The sequence below is a fragment of the Kribbella sp. NPDC056861 genome (assembly GCF_040687575.1).
GTDB lineage: Bacteria > Actinomycetota > Actinomycetes > Propionibacteriales > Kribbellaceae > Kribbella.
Window position 1 is genome coordinate 382,829 of record NZ_JBFBNQ010000004.1, and the last position, 16,812, is coordinate 399,640.

Annotated in this window: 20 protein-coding genes; 9 read left to right on the top strand and 11 right to left on the bottom strand. The window is 67.2% G+C overall.

Annotation, left to right across the window (positions count from 1 at the left end; genetic code table 11):
* Positions 1 to 73: 73 nt before the first annotated feature.
* Positions 74 to 715: a TetR/AcrR family transcriptional regulator gene (locus tag AB0P21_RS21260; RefSeq protein ID WP_363698843.1), complete on the bottom strand. Its 642-nt coding sequence runs from the start codon at positions 713 to 715 to the stop codon at positions 74 to 76.
* Positions 716 to 790: 75 nt separating this feature from the next.
* Complete coding sequence (locus tag AB0P21_RS21265; RefSeq protein ID WP_363698844.1) at positions 791 to 1,780, bottom strand: acyl-CoA desaturase; 990 nt, start codon at positions 1,778 to 1,780, stop codon at positions 791 to 793.
* Between the two features lie 1,021 nt (positions 1,781 to 2,801).
* On the opposite strand from AB0P21_RS21265, the gene AB0P21_RS21270 reads away from it, so the two are divergent.
* Positions 2,802 to 3,443, top strand: a complete 642-nt coding sequence (locus AB0P21_RS21270; RefSeq protein ID WP_363698845.1) for an HAD-IA family hydrolase — start codon at positions 2,802 to 2,804, stop codon at positions 3,441 to 3,443.
* A gap of 15 nt (positions 3,444 to 3,458) precedes the next feature.
* On the opposite strand, the gene AB0P21_RS21275 is transcribed toward AB0P21_RS21270, so the two are convergent.
* Positions 3,459 to 3,644, bottom strand: coding sequence for a hypothetical protein (locus tag AB0P21_RS21275; RefSeq protein WP_363698846.1), 186 nt, complete (start codon positions 3,642 to 3,644; stop codon positions 3,459 to 3,461).
* A 107-nt stretch (positions 3,645 to 3,751) separates the two neighbouring features.
* On the opposite strand from AB0P21_RS21275, the gene AB0P21_RS21280 reads away from it, so the two are divergent.
* Positions 3,752 to 4,255, top strand: a complete 504-nt coding sequence (locus tag AB0P21_RS21280; RefSeq protein ID WP_363698847.1) for a DinB family protein — start codon at positions 3,752 to 3,754, stop codon at positions 4,253 to 4,255.
* A gap of 47 nt (positions 4,256 to 4,302) precedes the next feature.
* On the opposite strand, the gene AB0P21_RS21285 is transcribed toward AB0P21_RS21280, so the two are convergent.
* Both AB0P21_RS21285 and AB0P21_RS21290 read right to left on the bottom strand, forming a co-directional pair.
* Positions 4,303 to 4,623 (bottom strand): hypothetical protein, encoded by a 321-nt coding sequence (locus AB0P21_RS21285; RefSeq protein WP_363698848.1) that lies wholly within the window; start codon positions 4,621 to 4,623, stop codon positions 4,303 to 4,305.
* A gap of 10 nt (positions 4,624 to 4,633) precedes the next feature.
* A complete protein-coding gene (locus AB0P21_RS21290; protein WP_363698849.1) occupies positions 4,634 to 4,885 on the bottom strand; it encodes a hypothetical protein in 252 nt (83 codons plus the stop codon).
* Between the two features lie 65 nt (positions 4,886 to 4,950).
* Between AB0P21_RS21290 and AB0P21_RS21295 the strand changes: the two genes are divergently transcribed.
* The 4 genes from AB0P21_RS21295 (at position 4,951) to AB0P21_RS21310 (ending at position 9,051) form a co-directional block, all read left to right on the top strand.
* Positions 4,951 to 5,181: a hypothetical protein gene (locus AB0P21_RS21295; protein ID WP_363698850.1), complete on the top strand. Its 231-nt coding sequence runs from the start codon at positions 4,951 to 4,953 to the stop codon at positions 5,179 to 5,181.
* Positions 5,182 to 5,235: 54 nt separating this feature from the next.
* Complete coding sequence (locus tag AB0P21_RS21300; RefSeq protein WP_363698851.1) at positions 5,236 to 6,495, top strand: hypothetical protein; 1,260 nt, start codon at positions 5,236 to 5,238, stop codon at positions 6,493 to 6,495.
* A gap of 85 nt (positions 6,496 to 6,580) precedes the next feature.
* On the top strand, positions 6,581 to 8,056 hold the full coding sequence (glmU, locus tag AB0P21_RS21305; RefSeq protein ID WP_363698852.1) for a bifunctional UDP-N-acetylglucosamine diphosphorylase/glucosamine-1-phosphate N-acetyltransferase GlmU: 1,476 nt from the start codon (positions 6,581 to 6,583) through the stop codon (positions 8,054 to 8,056).
* A 14-nt stretch (positions 8,057 to 8,070) separates the two neighbouring features.
* Entirely contained in the window at positions 8,071 to 9,051 is a 981-nt protein-coding gene (locus AB0P21_RS21310) for a ribose-phosphate diphosphokinase (RefSeq protein WP_363698853.1), read from the top strand.
* On the opposite strand, the gene AB0P21_RS21315 is transcribed toward AB0P21_RS21310, so the two are convergent.
* Complete coding sequence (locus tag AB0P21_RS21315) at positions 9,048 to 9,704, bottom strand: hypothetical protein (RefSeq protein WP_363698854.1); 657 nt, start codon at positions 9,702 to 9,704, stop codon at positions 9,048 to 9,050. The genes AB0P21_RS21310 and AB0P21_RS21315 overlap by 4 nt on opposite strands.
* Positions 9,705 to 9,862: 158 nt before the next feature.
* Here AB0P21_RS21315 and AB0P21_RS21320 point away from each other — a divergent pair, with 158 nt between their 5' ends.
* The 3 genes from AB0P21_RS21320 to AB0P21_RS21330 are packed head-to-tail and all read left to right on the top strand — an operon-like array spanning position 9,863 to position 13,238.
* Entirely contained in the window at positions 9,863 to 11,830 is a 1,968-nt protein-coding gene (locus tag AB0P21_RS21320) for a histidine kinase (RefSeq protein WP_363698855.1), read from the top strand.
* On the top strand, positions 11,818 to 12,459 hold the full coding sequence (locus AB0P21_RS21325; RefSeq protein ID WP_363698856.1) for a response regulator transcription factor: 642 nt from the start codon (positions 11,818 to 11,820) through the stop codon (positions 12,457 to 12,459). The genes AB0P21_RS21320 and AB0P21_RS21325 overlap by 13 nt, the downstream gene beginning before the upstream one ends.
* 14 nt (positions 12,460 to 12,473) lie before the next feature.
* Positions 12,474 to 13,238: an NAD(P)-binding domain-containing protein gene (locus AB0P21_RS21330; RefSeq protein ID WP_363698857.1), complete on the top strand. Its 765-nt coding sequence runs from the start codon at positions 12,474 to 12,476 to the stop codon at positions 13,236 to 13,238.
* Positions 13,239 to 13,243: 5 nt separating this feature from the next.
* On the opposite strand, the gene AB0P21_RS21335 is transcribed toward AB0P21_RS21330, so the two are convergent.
* From AB0P21_RS21335 to AB0P21_RS21355, 5 genes are all read right to left on the bottom strand, one after another.
* Positions 13,244 to 13,909, bottom strand: a complete 666-nt coding sequence (locus AB0P21_RS21335) for a PhzF family phenazine biosynthesis protein (protein WP_363698858.1) — start codon at positions 13,907 to 13,909, stop codon at positions 13,244 to 13,246.
* 5 nt (positions 13,910 to 13,914) lie between these two features.
* On the bottom strand, positions 13,915 to 14,580 hold the full coding sequence (locus AB0P21_RS21340; RefSeq protein ID WP_363698859.1) for a hypothetical protein: 666 nt from the start codon (positions 14,578 to 14,580) through the stop codon (positions 13,915 to 13,917).
* A gap of 10 nt (positions 14,581 to 14,590) precedes the next feature.
* Entirely contained in the window at positions 14,591 to 15,454 is an 864-nt protein-coding gene (locus AB0P21_RS21345) for a cobalamin-binding protein (RefSeq protein ID WP_363698860.1), read from the bottom strand.
* A 71-nt stretch (positions 15,455 to 15,525) separates the two neighbouring features.
* The gene (locus AB0P21_RS21350; RefSeq protein WP_363698861.1) at positions 15,526 to 16,164 is read right to left on the bottom strand and encodes a choice-of-anchor M domain-containing protein; all 639 of its coding nucleotides are present in this window, start codon (positions 16,162 to 16,164) and stop codon (positions 15,526 to 15,528) included.
* Positions 16,161 to 16,802, bottom strand: a complete 642-nt coding sequence (locus AB0P21_RS21355) for a choice-of-anchor M domain-containing protein (RefSeq protein WP_363698862.1) — start codon at positions 16,800 to 16,802, stop codon at positions 16,161 to 16,163. Before AB0P21_RS21355 ends, AB0P21_RS21350 begins: the two co-directional genes overlap by 4 nt.
* Positions 16,803 to 16,812 lie beyond the last annotated feature (10 nt).

Below are 16,812 nucleotides of genomic sequence, written 5' to 3' on the forward strand. Positions count from 1 at the left end.
GGCCAGGCTACGGCGAATTTCGCGCCGTTTGGTCATGCCAGGGGCGGATGTCGTCGTGCTACCCAGGTCTCAGTTACTTGTGCGGCCGGGTGGACAGCGTCGGCTTGGTCTCGAGGCCGGACAGCCCGTTCCAGGCCAGGTTGACCAGGTGGGCGGCGACATCGGTCTTCTTCGGCCGGCGGACGTCGAGCCACCACTGACCGGTCAGCGCGACCATGCCGACCAGCATCTGCGCGTACATCGGGGCGAACTTCGGGTCCAGGCCGCGGCGCTTGAACTCCTCGGCCAGGATGTGCTCGACCCGGGTGCCGACGTCGCTCAGGATCGAGATGAACGACCCGGTGGACGAGCCGACCGGCGAGTCGCGGACCAGGATCCGGAAGCCGTCCGACGAGCTCTCGATGTAGTCCAGCAGGGCGAGCGCGGCCTGCTCGACCAGCTCGTGCGCGCGGCCGGCGGTCAGGCTGGCCGTGACGGTGTCGAGCAGTTTGCGGACCTCGCGATCCACCACTACGGCGTACAGGCCCTCTTTGCCGCCGAAGTGCTCGTACACGACCGGCTTGGAGACCTCGGACCTGGCCGCGATCTCCTCCACGGAGGTCGCCTCGTAGCCTTTCTCGGCGAACAGGCCACGGGCGACGACGATGAGCTGCTCACGCCGCTCGGCACTGGTCATCCGGACCCGGGTCGTACGGCGCGGCTTCGGTTCAGTCACTTCGGGATCACGTCAGCATCATGCCGTAGATGGGGTGTACGGAGTGGGAGATTACGGGGTGGGGCTACGGCCCGCTCAGGCCGCCACCTGGTCGGCGGCGGTGACCCGGCGCGCTTCGAGCCGTTCCTTGACCGGCCAGCGGACGTCGCTGACCCAGCCCAGCCGCTCGAAGAACCAGATGGTGCGCGCCGACGTGTCGAGCTGACCACGCAGTACGCCGTGCCGCGCGCAGGTCGGGTCGGAGTGGTGCAGGTTGTGCCAGGACTCGCCCTGGCTGAGGATCGCCAGCCACCAGACGTTGCCCGACCGGTCGCGGCTCTTGAACGGCCGGTCGCCGATCGTGTGGCAGATCGAGTTGATCGACCAGGTGACGTGGTGCAGCAGCGCGATCCGGACCAGGCTGGCCCAGAAGAACGCGGTCAGCGCGCCCTCGATCGACCACGACCACAGTCCGCCGATGACGGCCGGCGCGAACAGCGAGCCGAGCACCAGGAACGGGAACATCCGGGACACCTTGACGATGTCGCGGTCCTTCAGCAGATCCGGCGCGTACTGCCGCTGCGGGGTCTGCTCGGTGTCGAACAGCCAGCCGATGTGCGCGTGCAGGAACCCCTTGGTCAGCGCGCCGAGACTGGTGCCGTACTTCCACGGGCTGTGCGGGTCGCCCTCCCGGTCGGAGAACTTGTGGTGCTTGCGGTGGTCGGCCACCCAGCGCACCACCGGCCCCTCGATCGCGAGCGACCCGGCGATCGCCAGCGCGTACTTCAGCGGCCGGTTCGGCTTGAAGGACTTGTGCGTGAAGTACCGGTGGAACCCGATCGAGATGCCGTGCCCGGAGATCGTGTAGAAGACCACCGCGATCACGATGTCGCGCCAGCTGAGGAAACCGCCCCAGGCGATCGGTACCGCTGCCAGCACCGCCAGGAAGGGGATCCCGATGAACAGCGCCAGCGCCAGCTGTTCCCAGAAGCCCTTCTGCTCACCGCCCCGGGTCCCGTGGTCGGTGTCGAACTCGCCAGCCTGCCGGGCGCCGGTGGGCGCCTCCGGTGCCGTAACTGGAGTCATCGTTTTCCCTCGTGGTGGAGGACGGCTTTACCTACGCAACCGTAACCTACGGCCCCGTAGGTAAGGAACCCCTTCGCGTGTCACCCACCCCCTCATGGCAGACTGTTCCGGCGTACACGCGATCCCCCGTGGGGTAATCGGCAGCCCGCGAGACTTTGAATCTCGAAGATCTGGATCGAAACCAGGCGGGGGAGCAACGCATGGCCCCAGGTCAGGGGGTTCTCTGACCTGGGGCTTCTTCGTGCCTGGGGGTGTTTCCCCACCCGTGCTCGGGTGTCGGCTTGAGCGTTGGGCCCACCCAAACCCGCGGGGGCTGGTGTGGGTGGGTGAGGTGGCTCGTGGCGGGTTGGAGCGGCGCGTCCTTGGGTGTCTTCACGAGAGCCAGGAGTATTTGCATTCTGCGGGGCCCCGCGATTCCGGGGTGGCGAGGCAAATTCGGCCGGCATAGGTCGGAGGGTGTGCGTCTTGCGCAGGGAGATCGACTCTTGACCTTCTCTGGCGTCTCATCGCGCTCGGGCCTGCCTCGCTAGCATCGCTTCGTGGCAGCGACTGCGTCTGGGGTGTTTCGGCGGACTGCGATCGAGCGGGCGGATCAGCGGGTTTCTTGGGAGCGGACGGATCGGGCGTTCTTCTCGAGTGGAGCGTGCCATGTGCTGGCTTGGACTTGCAGGGATTTCTATCCTGGGCAGAGGATCGAGCTGGCGGCGATGTATTTGGGGGACTTCGAGCATCCGCTGCACACGTATGCGAGGTGGGGGTCGTGGGCATTTGATGCTTCGGGGTGGAATCTTGAGTCCGAGGTTCTGCAGGTGAACAGCGACTTCGAGGGGCTGCCTGTTCGTGAGGTGGAGACGATCGGGAGTGAGCTCCGGGAGTTCTGTGAGGAGCATGTGCATCGGCAGCCGCATCAGTACTGGGTGGATCCGACAGAGCGCGCACGCGCTTATGTGGGTCGATACGAGCCGCCGTGGGTCTAGACGCGCGGAGTGTGGATTCGCCTGCTGGGGAAGGGGTTTTGGGAGTGAAGAAGTACATTCTCTTTGATCATGACGGTGTGTTGGTGGATACCGAGTTCTGGTATTACAAGGCCGGAGAACGTGCCTTGGCGGAGGTTGGTCTGACGCTGGACAAGGATCAGTATCTGCGGGACATGAAGGATGGTTTGGGGACTTGGGCTCAAGCCAAAGCCGCCGGCGTTGCCGAGCATGTCATCGCCGGATGTCGCGAGGTTCGGGATGGCTACTACCAGGAGTATCTGAGGACCGAGGCCATCGAGATCGAGGGCGTGGTCGAGGTTCTTATGGAGCTTTCGAAGTACGTCCGGATGGGCATCGTGACGACTGCGAAGCGGGTGGATTTCGAGGTCATCCACGAGAAGCGTCAGATCTTGCAGTTCATGGATTTCGTGCTTGTTCGCGAGGATTACGAGCTCAGCAAGCCGCACCCGGAGCCGTATCTGACCGGCTTGAAGCGGTTTGGGGCCACGAAGGAAGAGACGCTGGTGGTGGAGGACTCTTCCAGAGGGCTGAAGTCAGCCGTGGCGGCTGGTATCGAGTGTGCTGTTGTCTACAATGACTTCACGAGGACTCAGGACTTTTCGCAGGCCAGCTATCCGATCGAGACTTTGATGGATTTGAAGGGCTTGATCCTTCAGGCAATCTGATCGCGAGCTTTGTTGCTAATTCTTGGTTCGCCGTTGCTCGGCGCGGCGAAGGCCGGGAGCGGAGATGGCTGCGACCGTCAGCAGTAGAAGGCCGATCACCAGGTTTCGGGTGTTGACGTCGATCATCGCGTCCACGATGAGAAGTGCTGAGAGCACCGTGATCACCGCGATGAGTGCCTGGTTGATCAAAGTCCTGGGCATGGCAGGAATCTAGCTGCTGCTTCATGTGCATCGGTAGGTGTTCGATCAGGATGCTTCGCCCAGAAACTCCGTGGCGGAAGGTCCCTCGCATCCGTAGGGTTGCCGGAATGTCGACGTGGGGCACGCCTGAGCGGGTTGAGCCGCCGATCGATCCGGTTGATGAGCGGGCGGCGCTCGACGATCGGCTGGAGTTTCACCGGGCGACGTTGCTGGTGAAGTGTGGTGGGCTGACGCCGGAGCAACTGGCGCTGCGGTCGGTGCCGCCGTCGAGGCTCTCGTTGCTGGGTCTGGTGCGGCATCTGTCGGGGGTCGAGGCCTGGTTTCATGCGTACGACGGTCAGCCGGATCATCAGTACTTCTGGGACTACGTGCCAGGGGCGCAGGGCAGCTCCGAGGTGGACGTCACGCGGGCTGACGACGATCTGGCGAGCTACCAGGCGAGTGTGGAGCGGTCGCGGGAGGCCGTGGCTGGGCTCAGTCTCGACGCGGCCAGTCCGGGTGAGGACTACACGTTGCGGTGGATCTATCTGCACATGATCGAGGAGTACGCCCGCCACAACGGGCATGCGGATTTTCTCCGTGAGTGCATCGACGGCGCCACGGGGGAATAGCTCCGATCACGTGACGGCGCCGAGCCTCGGTTGTTCAAGATTGGGCGCTAAGGCGTCGCGTCAGCTTGGATCAACTGGCTGGCGAAGACCGTGAACTCCGATCGGCCGTCGTCAGTTGACACACCCCAAGGCGTGAGGGTCGAGATGGTGACCAGGTCCTGATCAACGGTCAGGACTTCGCAGGTCAACTCGGCGGCAACCGGGAACGGCGCATCCCGCATCAGCTCAACCGAGCTGTCGAAGACCGGCGGCTTGTCGAAGACGCTCCACAGCTGCCCGTCCGCATCGGTGAAGGTGACCTCGATCCAGCCGGGGAACGGTTCGTCGCTGACCCAGCGAACGGCTTCGCACCTGAGCATTGACTGCACAGACAGCCCCTCAGTCGTCGATGTCACGGAAGGCGTCGACGGCTCGTTCGCGGAGCATGTCGAGTTGGACGGTGAGGATGCCGATGACCTCCTCGACGTTCATGCCCTCGGTTTCGCGGAAGGCCCAGCTGGGGTGGCCCTCGGCGTCCAGGCACTTGACCAGGACGACGCCTTCCAGTGCGGTCCAGCCGGGGAGGAGGGGCGGGACGCGGAAACCGTCGCCGAGCACCTGGGCGAGCGGTTCTCCGTACTCAGTCGACATACCTTGGATTCTCGCAGGAGAACGCGGACGGCGTACTGCGCCGGAACTCGAACTGGAGTTGATGGATGTCTGAAGCGGTGGTCGAGCTCGAGGTCGACGGGCAGGTGTTCGAGGTGCGGTACCGGGCGGACGGGTCCGGGCACTACGACTTCGATTGGCTGAACGGGCCGAACCCGGGCTACGGGTTCAGCTCGAAGTCCGCGGGTGATGCTGAGCCCAGGTCGCAGGCTGAGCTGGAGGAGGCGATCCGCAACTTCCTCAAGCAGGTCGACCCGGTCACGGGGTACATCGAGTAGTAGTAGGGGTGGGGCAAAGCATCAGGTCGGCGTGAATGGTGTGACGATGGGGGCGTGCGTGGGTTGCGAGAGGCTTTGACGCCGGTCGGCGCGGCGGTTGTCGTGGTGGCGGGGTTGTGGTTGGCGATCTCGCCGGCGGCGAGCACTGTGCGGTTGACCAGTGAGGCGACGCGTGGGGTGACGTTGCAGAGCATGCGGCCGAGTGCGACCGGGGAGGTTGATCCGAAGCTGGGTAATGCGGTGGATGCGAGTCTGGCTCGGCGTGGGGTGGCTGTGCGGACGGGCAATCTGGCGTTGTTTCTGCAGGATGTGGCGCCGGCGTTGCGGCCCAGGCAGACCCAGCTCTTCAGCAACCTCAAGGCTGTTGGGGTGAGCGTGACGTATCGGCGCGCCGAGCCTTGGATGAACGCCCGCAGTGAAGGAGCTCAGGCCGGTACCTTTCGCGTCAGCATGCGGTATGTCCTGCGCGGGAGCCGGCTCGATCAGGCTGCCACGGACGTCGGTTACAGCTACGCCTTCAACAAGGGCAAGCTCTGGATGACCTCGGATCGCGCGCTCGACCAGGCGATCGGTTCCAATCGGCAGCCGTGGGATTTCGGGCCCATCGCGGTACTGCGCAGGGTCAACGTTGTTGTGATCGTCAACCAGGGGCAGTTGCCGAAGGCCCAGCGTCTCGCCGACGAGACGGTCGCGTCGGCGAAGCGCGTGCGCAAGATCTGGCCTGGTCAACTACAGACAGTTCCGTACGTCGTCGCGCTGCGCGAGCCGCAGGTGTTGACCGAGATCCCGGCCAGGCAGCCTGGGCTCGAGCCGATTCAGGTGCGCGCGATGCAGAGCCCTGGCATCGGGTCGATTCAGCCGGCCGGTGGGTGGGTGGTTGTCCGGGGCAACGCGCCGACGCCGCCGCAGATGACGCACGCTCTCATGCATCTTCTGCCGGTCAGACTCGGTGATGGGGCCCCGGAGTGGCTGGCCGAGGGGATGGCGCAGTACGCCGGGAATCTGGTGCTTCCGGCCGCTGAAAGGGCCAAGAAGCGAGCGACGCTCACCAAGGAGCAGCGGAGGCAACTCACGAGCCTCCCCAGCATCAATAACAGCACCACCGAACACCTCTCACCAGCCGCCGCCGACACCGTCAGCTGGCTGGCGGTCGAGCAGTTGATCGCTAAAGCCGGAGTGAAACCGGTCACGGAGTTCTACCGTCAAGTCGCCCGTCGCGGGTACAACGACGCGGCCAGGGAGCGTCTGATGCAGCAGTACACCGGCCTGACCAGTGCGCGGCTGGTGGAGTCCGTGCGAGGGTCCGCCGGTTGAGCCAGTAGGCTTGCTAAGGCACCGTTTCGAGTGTCCGTGACAGTTGTTCCAGCCGAACTCGCCGGGAACTCGAGGAGAAGACCGCGTGACTTCCCATCGTCCTGCCTCCGTCATCATCATGGCCGCCGGGCAGGGGACCCGAATGAAATCCGCGCTCCCCAAGGTGCTGCACGAGATCGGCGGGCGCAGCCTCGTCGGCCACGCTGTGGTCACCGCCCGGGCGCTCTCCCCGGAGCACCTGGTCGTGGTGGTCGGCACCGGCCGCGAGCTGGTCGAGGCCCACCTGGCCGAGGTCGACTCAGGCGTACGGACCGCCGTCCAGGAGCAGCAGTTGGGCACCGGCGACGCAGTACGGTCCGGCCTGACCGCAGTACCGGCCGACTTCGACGGGGCCGTCATCGTCACGTCGGGTGACGTTCCGCTGCTCGAGGCGGAGACGCTCAAGGAACTGGTCGCCGAGCACGAGCGCAGCGGCAACGCGGTCACCGTGCTGAGCGCGCGGGTGCCCGACCCGACCGGCTACGGCCGGATCATCCCGGGTGACGACGGCAGCGTCGCGGGCATCGTCGAGCACAAGGACGCGACCCCGGCGCAGCGCGAGATCGACGAGATCAACGCCGGTATCTACGCCTTCGACGCGGCCACCCTGCGCGACGGCCTGACCCGGATCACCACCGACAACGCGCAGGGCGAGCTGTACCTGACCGACGTGCTGGCGATCGCCAAGAGCGACGGCAAGCGGGTCGGCGCGTACGTCACCGAGGACGCGATGCAGACCGAGGGCGTGAACGACCGGGTCCAGCTGGCCACCCTGCGCGCCGAGCTGAACCGCCGGACCCTCGACGGCCTGATGCGCGCCGGCGTCACCGTGGTCGACCCGAACACCACCTGGGTCGACTCCACCGTCACCCTCGACCGCGACGTCACGCTGCTGCCGAACACGCAGCTGCACGGCGGCACCACGGTCGCCACCGGCGCCGTGATCGGCCCGGACACCACGCTGACCGACATCGAGGTCGGCGAGGGCGCCACCATCATCCGCACCCACGGCTTCGGCGCGGTGATCGGCGCCCAGGCCACGGTCGGCCCGTTCGCCTATCTGCGGCCCGGTACGACGCTCGGCGTCAAGGGCAAGATCGGCACCTTCGTCGAGACCAAGAACGCGGCCATCGCCGACGGCGCGAAGGTCCCGCACCTGACGTACGCCGGGGACGCCACGATCGGCGAGGGCGCGAACATCGGCGCCGGCACGATCTTCGCCAACTACGACGGCGTCAACAAGTTCCACTCCACCATCGGCAAGTACTCGTTCGTCGGCAGCAATTCGGTGCTGATCGCGCCGGCCGACATCGCCGACGGCGCCTACATCGCGGCCGGCAGCGCGATCGACGCACCGGTCGGGCCGGGCGAGATCGCGGTCGCCCGCGGCCGCCAGCGCAACATCAAGGGTTGGGTCGCGCGCAAGCGGGCCGGGACGAAGACGGCCAAGGCCGCCGGAGCAGCACTCGACGCAGCTGATGCGTCGAGTGGCTCACAGAGCGACACTGGCGAGAAGGCGTAACGGGAGGCATGTCCATGAGCGGGATGAAACGGACCACCGAGAAGAACCTGATGGTGTTCTCCGGCCGGGCGCACCCCGCCCTGGCGGAGTCCGTCGCGGAGGAGCTGGGCGCCGGCCTGGTGCCGACCTCGGCCTACGACTTCGCCAACGGCGAGATCTACGTCCGGTACGAGGAGTCGGTCCGCGGCTCGGACGCCTTCGTGATCCAGAGCCACACCGCCCCGATCAACCAGTGGATCATGGAGCAGCTGATCATGATCGACGCGCTGAAGCGGGCGTCGGCCAAGCGGATCACCGTGGTGCTGCCGTTCTACGGCTACGCCCGGCAGGACAAGAAGCACCGCGGCCGGGAGCCGATCTCGGCCCGGCTGATGGCCGACCTGTTCAAGACCGCCGGCGCGAACCGGCTGATCTGCGTCGACCTGCACACCTCGCAGATCCAGGGCTTCTTCGACGGCCCGGTGGACCACCTGATGGCGCTGCCGATCCTGTCCGACTACGTCCGGGAGAAGTACGGCGAGCAGCAGCTGGCCGTGGTCTCGCCGGACGCCGGCCGGATCAAGGTCGCCGAGCAGTGGTCGGCCCGGCTGAACAACGCGCCGCTGGCCTTCATCCACAAGACCCGCGACATCGACCGGCCGAACGAGACCGTCGCCAACCGGGTGGTCGGCGAGGTCAAGGGCCGGGTCTGCATCCTGGTCGACGACATGATCGACACCGGCGGCACCATCTGCAAGGCCGCCGACGCCCTGATGGCCGACGGCGCCGCCGGGGTGGTGATCGCCGCCACCCACGCGATTCTGTCCGGTCCGGCCGTTGACCGGTTGAAGAACTGCCAGGCCAGCGAGGTGATCGTCACCAACACGCTGCCGATCGCCAAGGAGAGCGAGTTCGACAAGCTCACCACGCTGACCATCGCGCCGCTGATCAGCCAGGCCATCCGCGAGGTCTTCGAGGACGGCTCGGTCACCAAACTCTTCGACGGCCGCGCCTAGGCAGCCCGGCGCCACGCGTAGTACGCCGTACCGAGGCTCGCCGCAGTCATCGGTACGGCGGTGAGCAACCCCGCCACCCCGTTACCCGGTACGACGAACGTCGCGACGATGGTCAGCCACAGCACCGGGATCCAGCGCGGCACGGCGCCCGATCGCCACAGCCCGACCGCCTGGATAACGGTGCCCAAGGCAACGAGTAGCGCACCGGGGATCATCACCCCGAAGACGTGCGCCGAGTCGTCGTTGACCCGCTCGATCACCGACGGGTCGACCCCGGCCGCCGTGGCGAAGTAGTACGCGGCTGCCCAGCCCGCCGCGCCGACGGCGTACAGGGCGGCGCCGATCCACATGATGATGCCGCCGACGGTCGCCCAGGCGGCACCGCGAGCGCGGACCAGCAGGACGGTCAGCAATGCCTGGGCGGGCACGTTGACGATCAGATTCACGGCAAGGGCTGTCAGCAGCCCCCACCACAGCGCGCGGTGCGGCTGGATGTCGGCGTACGCGTAGGTCTCGCCGCCGGCGGCCGGTTGGGGCCAGAGCAACCCACCCGGTACGGCGGCCACGCCGGTCACCGCGAGCGCGACGGCGACATAGCCGACCCGCCGCCGGGTCAGCGAGCTGGTACTGCGGACAAGTGTTTCGGTGGACATCAGATACCCCCTGATCGAGCTGGTTCGACCTCATCAGGGAACCGCCGCCGGCCCCGCGAGCGCATCGGAGCGGACGCGGAGATGGATCTCCGTGCTGACCCGGAGCCGCAACGCACGATCCGGATCTACCCTGACGGAAGGGGACGGGAGGGGACATTATGCGGAGGCAGCGAGGAGCGACGCTCTGCGCCTTCCTGCTCGCGGTGGCGATGGCCGCGGGCAGCGGCTGGTTGCTGCTGAGCTATTCCGTCGGGCAGCACACCGTGCGGAACTTCGCCACGCTCGGTACAGCCGGTACTGCGATCGCCGTCCTCGGCTTGGTGATCAGCCGCAAGGTCCCCGGCAACCTGATCGGCCTGCTCCTGACCTGGGCCGGCGCGATCACGACGTACTTGGCGACCCGCTACGTGTACTACGCCGTGGTGGTCGCCGATCCGGGCAAGCTTCCGCTCGACAACCGGGTCGTGGCGCTGCTCGACGAGAGTGGTTGGTGGCTGTTCATCGCCGTCGCGCTGGTCCTGCTGCACTTCCCTGATGGCCGGGTGCCGAGCAAACGCTGGCGGCTGATCCCCATCGTGCTTCTTGCTCTCGGCCTGGCCCAACAAGCCTTCGGTGCCGTCGCGACGATCCCGTTCCCACCGCCGCTCGAGCAACTGGCTCGCCCCTTCGGCAGGCCGCCGCTCCCGATCCGCGTGCTCAGCGAGGTGATCTTCGCGCTGATGCTCGGGCTCCTGCTGGCGGTGGGCATCTCCCTCTTCACCCGGTTCCGACGCTCCACCGGACGGGTCCGGGCACAGCTGAAGTGGCTCTCACTGGCCGGTCTGGCGGTCGTCGTCTACCCGTTCGTCTGTCTCACCGAGCTCCTGGTCGCAGGCAAGACCGGCGCGATCTCCACGGCCTTTGGTATCGCCACCCTGATCGCGCTGCCCGCGTCAGTGGCCGTCGCCATGCTCCGCCACGACCTGTACGACGTCGACCGGGTGATCGCGGACACGGTCAGCTACGCCATCGTCATGATCGTCCTCCTCGGCACGTACGCCGTGACGGCGCTGACGCTGGGACTCTTCCTGGGCAAGGAATCCGCCCCAGCCGCAGCCGCCGCGACGGCCACCTGCGCGCTTCTTCTCGCACCTCTCCGTGCCAGGCTGCAGCGCCTGGTCGATCGACGCCTCTATCCACCTCGCCGGGCCGCGATGCTCGCGATCGAGGATCTCCAGCGCCGAATCCACACCGAACACGCGCAACCGGAAGAACTGGAGAAGTCCCTGCGAACAGCTCTGCGCGATCCCACTCTCCGGGTCGGCCTGCTGGTCCCGGGCGCATCTGGGTTCGTCGACGCCCAAGGCAGCCCGGTGGAGGTCAGCGGCGGCGTACCGGTGATGCTCGGCGGAGTGCAGATCGGGTTGCTTGCCGGGGCCGGCGGGTCCGCAGTACTGAAGGCTGTCGCAACGGGCGCGGCGAGTCTGGTCGAGGTGACCAGGTTGCGGGCCGAGCTGGCCGGAGCGCTGCGTGAGGTGGAGGCGAGTCGTGCGCGGCTCGTCCAGGCGGGCGACGAGGAACGGCGGCGGCTGGAGCGAGACCTGCACGATGGCGCTCAGCAGCGGCTGGTGGCGCTCGGGATGGCGATGCGGCTGGCGCAGCGTCACCTCGACGACGGCACGGTCGACGTCAACGGGCTGCTCGACCAAGGCGTGGCCGAGCTCGCGACGGCGATCGCCGAGCTCCGGCAGATCGCCCATGGGCTGCGGCCGACCAGCCTGGACGACGGGTTGCACGCGGCGTTGGCGGCGATCACCCAAACGCTGCCGATCCCGGTTCAGCTGCACATCGGGCCTGGTGAGCTGCCGGACGACCTGGCAACGACGGCGTACTTCGTGGCGGCCGAGGCGGTCACCAACGCCGCGAAGTACTCGCGTGCGACCGCGATCGCAGTACGGGTGGCGCAGTCGGCGGCCGATGTCAGGATCCGTGTCGAGGACGACGGTTGCGGTGGCGCGACGCCGCGGCCCGGCTCGGGGTTGAGCGGCCTGGTCGACCGGGTCGCCGCGGTCGGCGGCTCGTTGTCGATGCACAGCCCCGCCGGACGCGGTACGACGATCGAGGCGGTGCTGCCGTGCGGATCGTGATCGGGGAGGATTCGGCGCTGTTTCGCGAAGGGCTCGCGCGGCTGCTGATCGATGCCGGGCACGAGGTGGTCGGCCGCGCCGGCGATGCCGTGACCCTGCTGACGGTGGTGGCGGAGACCGAGCCCGACCTGGCGGTGATCGATGTTCGGATGCCGCCGGACCTGACCGATGACGGTGCCCGGGCCGCGCGCCGCCTGCGGACGGAGTACCCGCAACTGGGGATCGTGCTGCTCTCGCAGCATGTCGAGACGCGGCACTCGGTCGAGCTGGTCAGCTCGGGCGGCTTCGGGTATCTGCTGAAGGACAGGGTGCTGGACGTCGAACAGTTCCTGGACGCGCTGACCAGGGTCGCGGCGGGCGGCTCGGCGCTCGATCCCGAGGTGGTCGGCCGGCTGCTCGGCCGCCCGGACCGCCTGGCCACGCTGACACCGCGCGAACGCGAGGTGCTGGCGCTGATGGCCGAAGGCTGCACGAACGTGGGCATCGGCCGCCGGCTGTGGCTCAACGAGCGCACGGTCGAGACGCACGTCGGCAGCATCATGGCCAAACTCGGCCTGATCTCGAACCCCGAGGACCACCGCCGCGTGCTCGCCGTACTGGCCTATCTTGGTCAGCACCAGCCCTCCTAGGATCGGATGCCCAGATGCGGATCGCCGTCTTCCACCCCGGCGCGATGGGATCACAGCTCGCCCGCCAACTGGTTGCCGCGGGCCACGAGGTTCACTGGGTGCCGGAGGGGCGTAGTACGGCGACTGTGGAGCGGGCCGAGGCGGCCGGCTTGATCGGTACTCCGTTCGCCGACGCGGTTGGTGCTGCCTCGGTGGTGCTGTGTTCCTGTGCTCCGCAGGGTGCCGTCGACATCGCTCGATCGGTGGGAGCTGCTGGGTTTGCCGGGCTCTACATCGAGGCGAATCCACTGTCCCCGAAGTCGCTGGCCGCGGCGCAGGATGCTTTGCCTGAGGCAACTTTCGTCGATGCTGGCGTAGTGGGACCGCCGCCGGTTGGTGGGACGAGTCCGACGCATCTGATGTTGTCTGGGTCGGCGGCTCAGGAGGCAGCCGAGTTGTGGGCGGGGACTGCTGCTACGCCGATGGTTGTCGGGGATGCGGTGGGTGCTGCCAGTGCGGCCAAGTCTGCTTATGCCCTTTACAACAAGGGCAAGGCGGCGCTCGCGGTGCTGGCGTTCGAGCTGGCTGAGAAGCATGGAGTAACGGAGGCACTGGTGGCGCAGCAGATCCGGCAGGACGGGGGATCGTTGAAGGACCCGGGGTTGCCGGAGGGTCTGCGGAGCGTGGCATGGCGGTGGGGGCCGGAGTTCGATGAGCTGGGGGAGACGCTGGATGCGGTAGGGCTTGAGGGAGACGCGGCCAGGGGACTGCGTGAGGTCTGGACGAGATTGAGTCGGTGAGTTTGTCAGTCGACAACCACGCGGCCGCCTACCTCGGCGTACCCGGGAGGACCGGGCTGAGCGAGCACGACTGAACCAGCACCATGGTGAATAGTCAGCCGCCGTCCGAGCGCCGCAGCCAGCCGCATCGACGCGGACCCGCACGCCTCGTCCTCGACAATCCCGAAGCGCCGAGCGAACACCCGCACCCGCGCCACCCCAGCAGCCTCGTCTTCCCATGCCCACAGCTGAGTCGCGTCCTGCTCCGGCACCAACGGGCCAGTCAAAGCATCGACAGCCGAAGCGGACTCCAGCCGCTCATGCCACCAAGGCGGCGTAGAAGCCAACGGCCCACGTACCCACACGTCGTCCACGTCCTGCCAGGTAGGCACCTCGCCCGCCGGCACCCGCAGTACGTCGGGCGCCTTGCCCAGCTCGCGATGCAGGATCCAGGCAGCGCCGACCGCAGGATGACCGGCGAAAGGCAACTCCGTCGCCGGCGTGAAGATCTGGAACGACGCCCGCTCGAGATCATCGAAAAAGATCGTCTCCGCGTACCCGAGCTCGGCCGCCAGCTCCTGCCGCGCCTGGGATCCGGGCACAGCACCACCATCCAGTACGACGCCGAGCTGGTTGCCATAACGCCCAGCCTGGTCGGCAAACACCCGCAGTACCTGCACCTCAGCAGTCATGCCATTCAGTAAACAGGCTGCCCGTACTCGCGCAGGACCGAGGGTGGAATCAGATCGACCAACCGGATCATCGCGTCGAGGCGCGCCTGGACGTCGCCGATGGCGAAGCGCCCGGTTCCCCATGAGACCAAAGTGCTGCCACTCAGCTGCCACTCCAAGGCGGGGTTGAACAGCATCCACTCCATCACCCGCGGATCCAGCACGGCAGCGGCGTACCGGTTGTCGCCACAGTTGATCCGGAACGCGTCGTTGAAAGCGCTGTTCCCCAACTCCAGCTGATGTGTGCCGAAGAACCGGCTGGTCCGCGAGCGCTGGGTCAGCTCCAAAGGCGGCAGCGCGACCGGCAGTGCGAGTGCGACCAGATGGACCTCGTTGGTGGAGGTGCTGTCCCCGCTGGTCGTCGTGTAGGTGTAGTCCAAGATGTGGATCCCATGCCCGCGATACTGACCGGCGTACATCACCACGGGCCTGCCCCGGAAGAACACCGACGCAGCGATCTCCATCAGCATCGGGCTGGGCGGGACCACCTGCCACCCGAGCTGCGCCGCCTCCCGATTGCGGAGCTGGAGCGCCTTCTGCCGACGAACCGACCACCAGATGCCGCCGCCGATGATCAGCGCGAACAGCACTCCAGCGAGAACGATGAAAGGTACGAGCGCAGCAGAGGTCACCAGCGAGAATCTAACGCAGCCGCCGAGCCACTGACGGGTCGACAGGGCCGTCGTGCAACAACCCGGCGAGCGCCTCAACCCCGTCCACGAGTCGCGGACCGGGCCGGGCAAAGCACCCGTTCGCATCCACAGCCCACACCGGTACTGCGCTGGGCAGCGACCCCTGGTCGAGCAAATCCTGGGTGAGCGCGCTCGCCCCGTCGAGATCGAAGCCGCAGGGCGCCGAGACGATCACCTCGGGCCGAGCCGCCTCGATCGCCGGCCAGGTGGTGCGCACCGACCGCAACCCCGTCGTACCGAGCACGTTCGCGCCACCGGCGTACTCGACCATCTCCGGGACCCAGTGCCCGGGAGCGAACGGCGGGTCGGTCCACTCCAGCAGCATCACCCGCGTACTGCCCTGGATCCGGACCTTCGCCAGGCGTTTGCGCAGCTCCTCGACCAGGTCGCCGGCCGGGTGGCCGATCGCCTCGCCGATCAGCTCGATCGAGGTGAACACCTCGTCCAGGTCGTGCGGGTCGGTGGTCACCACCTCGGCCTGGCATCCGAGGTACGACAGGGCTTCCTCGACGTCGTCCAGGTCGATCGCGCAGACGGCGCAGAGGTCCTGGGTGATGACGAGATCAGGGTTGAGCTCGCGCAGTGCATCGCGGTCGAGCTTGTAGAGGTCCTCACCGGCGGCGACGCGTTCGCGCACCGCGGTGTCGATCTGGGCGGGGGTGAGGCCCTCGGGAAGGCTGGTGGTGGAGACGATCCGGCGCTGCCGGGCCTCGCTCGGGTAGTCGCACTCGAAGGTCACCCCGAGGACGCCGTCGCCGGCCCCGAGAGCGAAGCAGATCTCGGTGGCCGACGGCAGCAAGGAGACGATCCTCATGACAAAACCCTACGACGAACAGCCGTTGGGTGCCGGGGAGGTGCGGCGCCACACCTCCCCGGCGGACCTGGTTACGGCTGGACGGTGAAGGTGTAGGTCTTCTGACCAGTGGTCACCGCGGCGCCGGCGGCCGTAGTACCGGTGGCTTCGAAGACGACGGTGTAGGTGCCGGCTGCTTCGAAGGCCCAGTTGGCGTGGGCGTGCGTGTTGACGGCGAACGCCCGGGTGTCCGGGAGCCCGTTACCGCTGTCGAACCAGACGGTCGGCGTACCGAGTGAGCTGGTGGTGTAGACACTCACATCAGCCGGTCCGGAGACCGACACCAGCTTCACGTTGACGCTGTTGCTCTGCAGCGCGCCGCTCGGCACGCCCTCGGTGTTGAAGCCCGGCCAGACGATGGTGCTGGCCTGCGTCTGCGGCAGGATCCAGACCGGTGAGCCCGCAGTACCGAGGAACGAGTACGACGAACCCGACGGCACCGTGGTCTTGCTGGCCGACACGGCATTCAGTACGACGTCCGCCGGGTTGCGGTCGACGTTCGGCGTGACCGTGCCGTCGCGCAGGTCGAGCGTCAGCGCGGAGCCGGTCCAGTCGACGTCGATCGCGTCCACGTGCCCTGCGGAGATGGTGGTGAGGGCGTGGGCCGGGAGGACCTGGAGCATCGTGATCAGGGCTGCGGTGGCAGCGCCTGCAAGTACGCGGCCCTTCACTGGTTCACCTTGAAGGTGTAGGTGGCGACACCCGAGACCTTCTGGTTGCTGGCGGCAAGGGTGCCGCTGACCTTGACCTTCACCTTGTACGTACCGGCCGCCTCGAACGCCCAGTTGGCGTGCAGGTGACCGCCGGCCGAGGTGTTGATCCGGTCCGGCAGCCCGTTGCCGCTGTCGACCAGGACGGTCGGCGCGCCGAACGCGTCGGTGGTGAAGATGCTCAGGTCGGCCGGGCCGGCGACTGCAAGGACATCGAGCTTCAGCGCGTCGTTCTTGAAGACACCGGGCTGGATCTCCTCGGCGCCGATCCCGGGCCAGAGCAGCGCCGGGTCCTGCACCTGCGGCAGCACCCAGGCGCGGCCGCCCGGCGTACCGAGGAAGCTGTACTGCGGGTCGGCCGGTACGGCGATCTCCGAACCGGGCTTGGCGGTCAGGACGACCTCGGAGGGCGCGTACTCGGCGGCGTGCTCCTCGTCGTGGACGTGCAGGTCGAAGGCGCCGTCCTCGAAGGCGATGCCGATCACGTCGACGTGACCTTGGTCGAGCACGACCTTCGGGGTGGCATCGGCCGGCAGGGCCAGGCCGGACAACGCGAGCACTGCCACGGCGGGCAGCGCGACGCGGTTGATTGTGCGCATGACTTTCCTT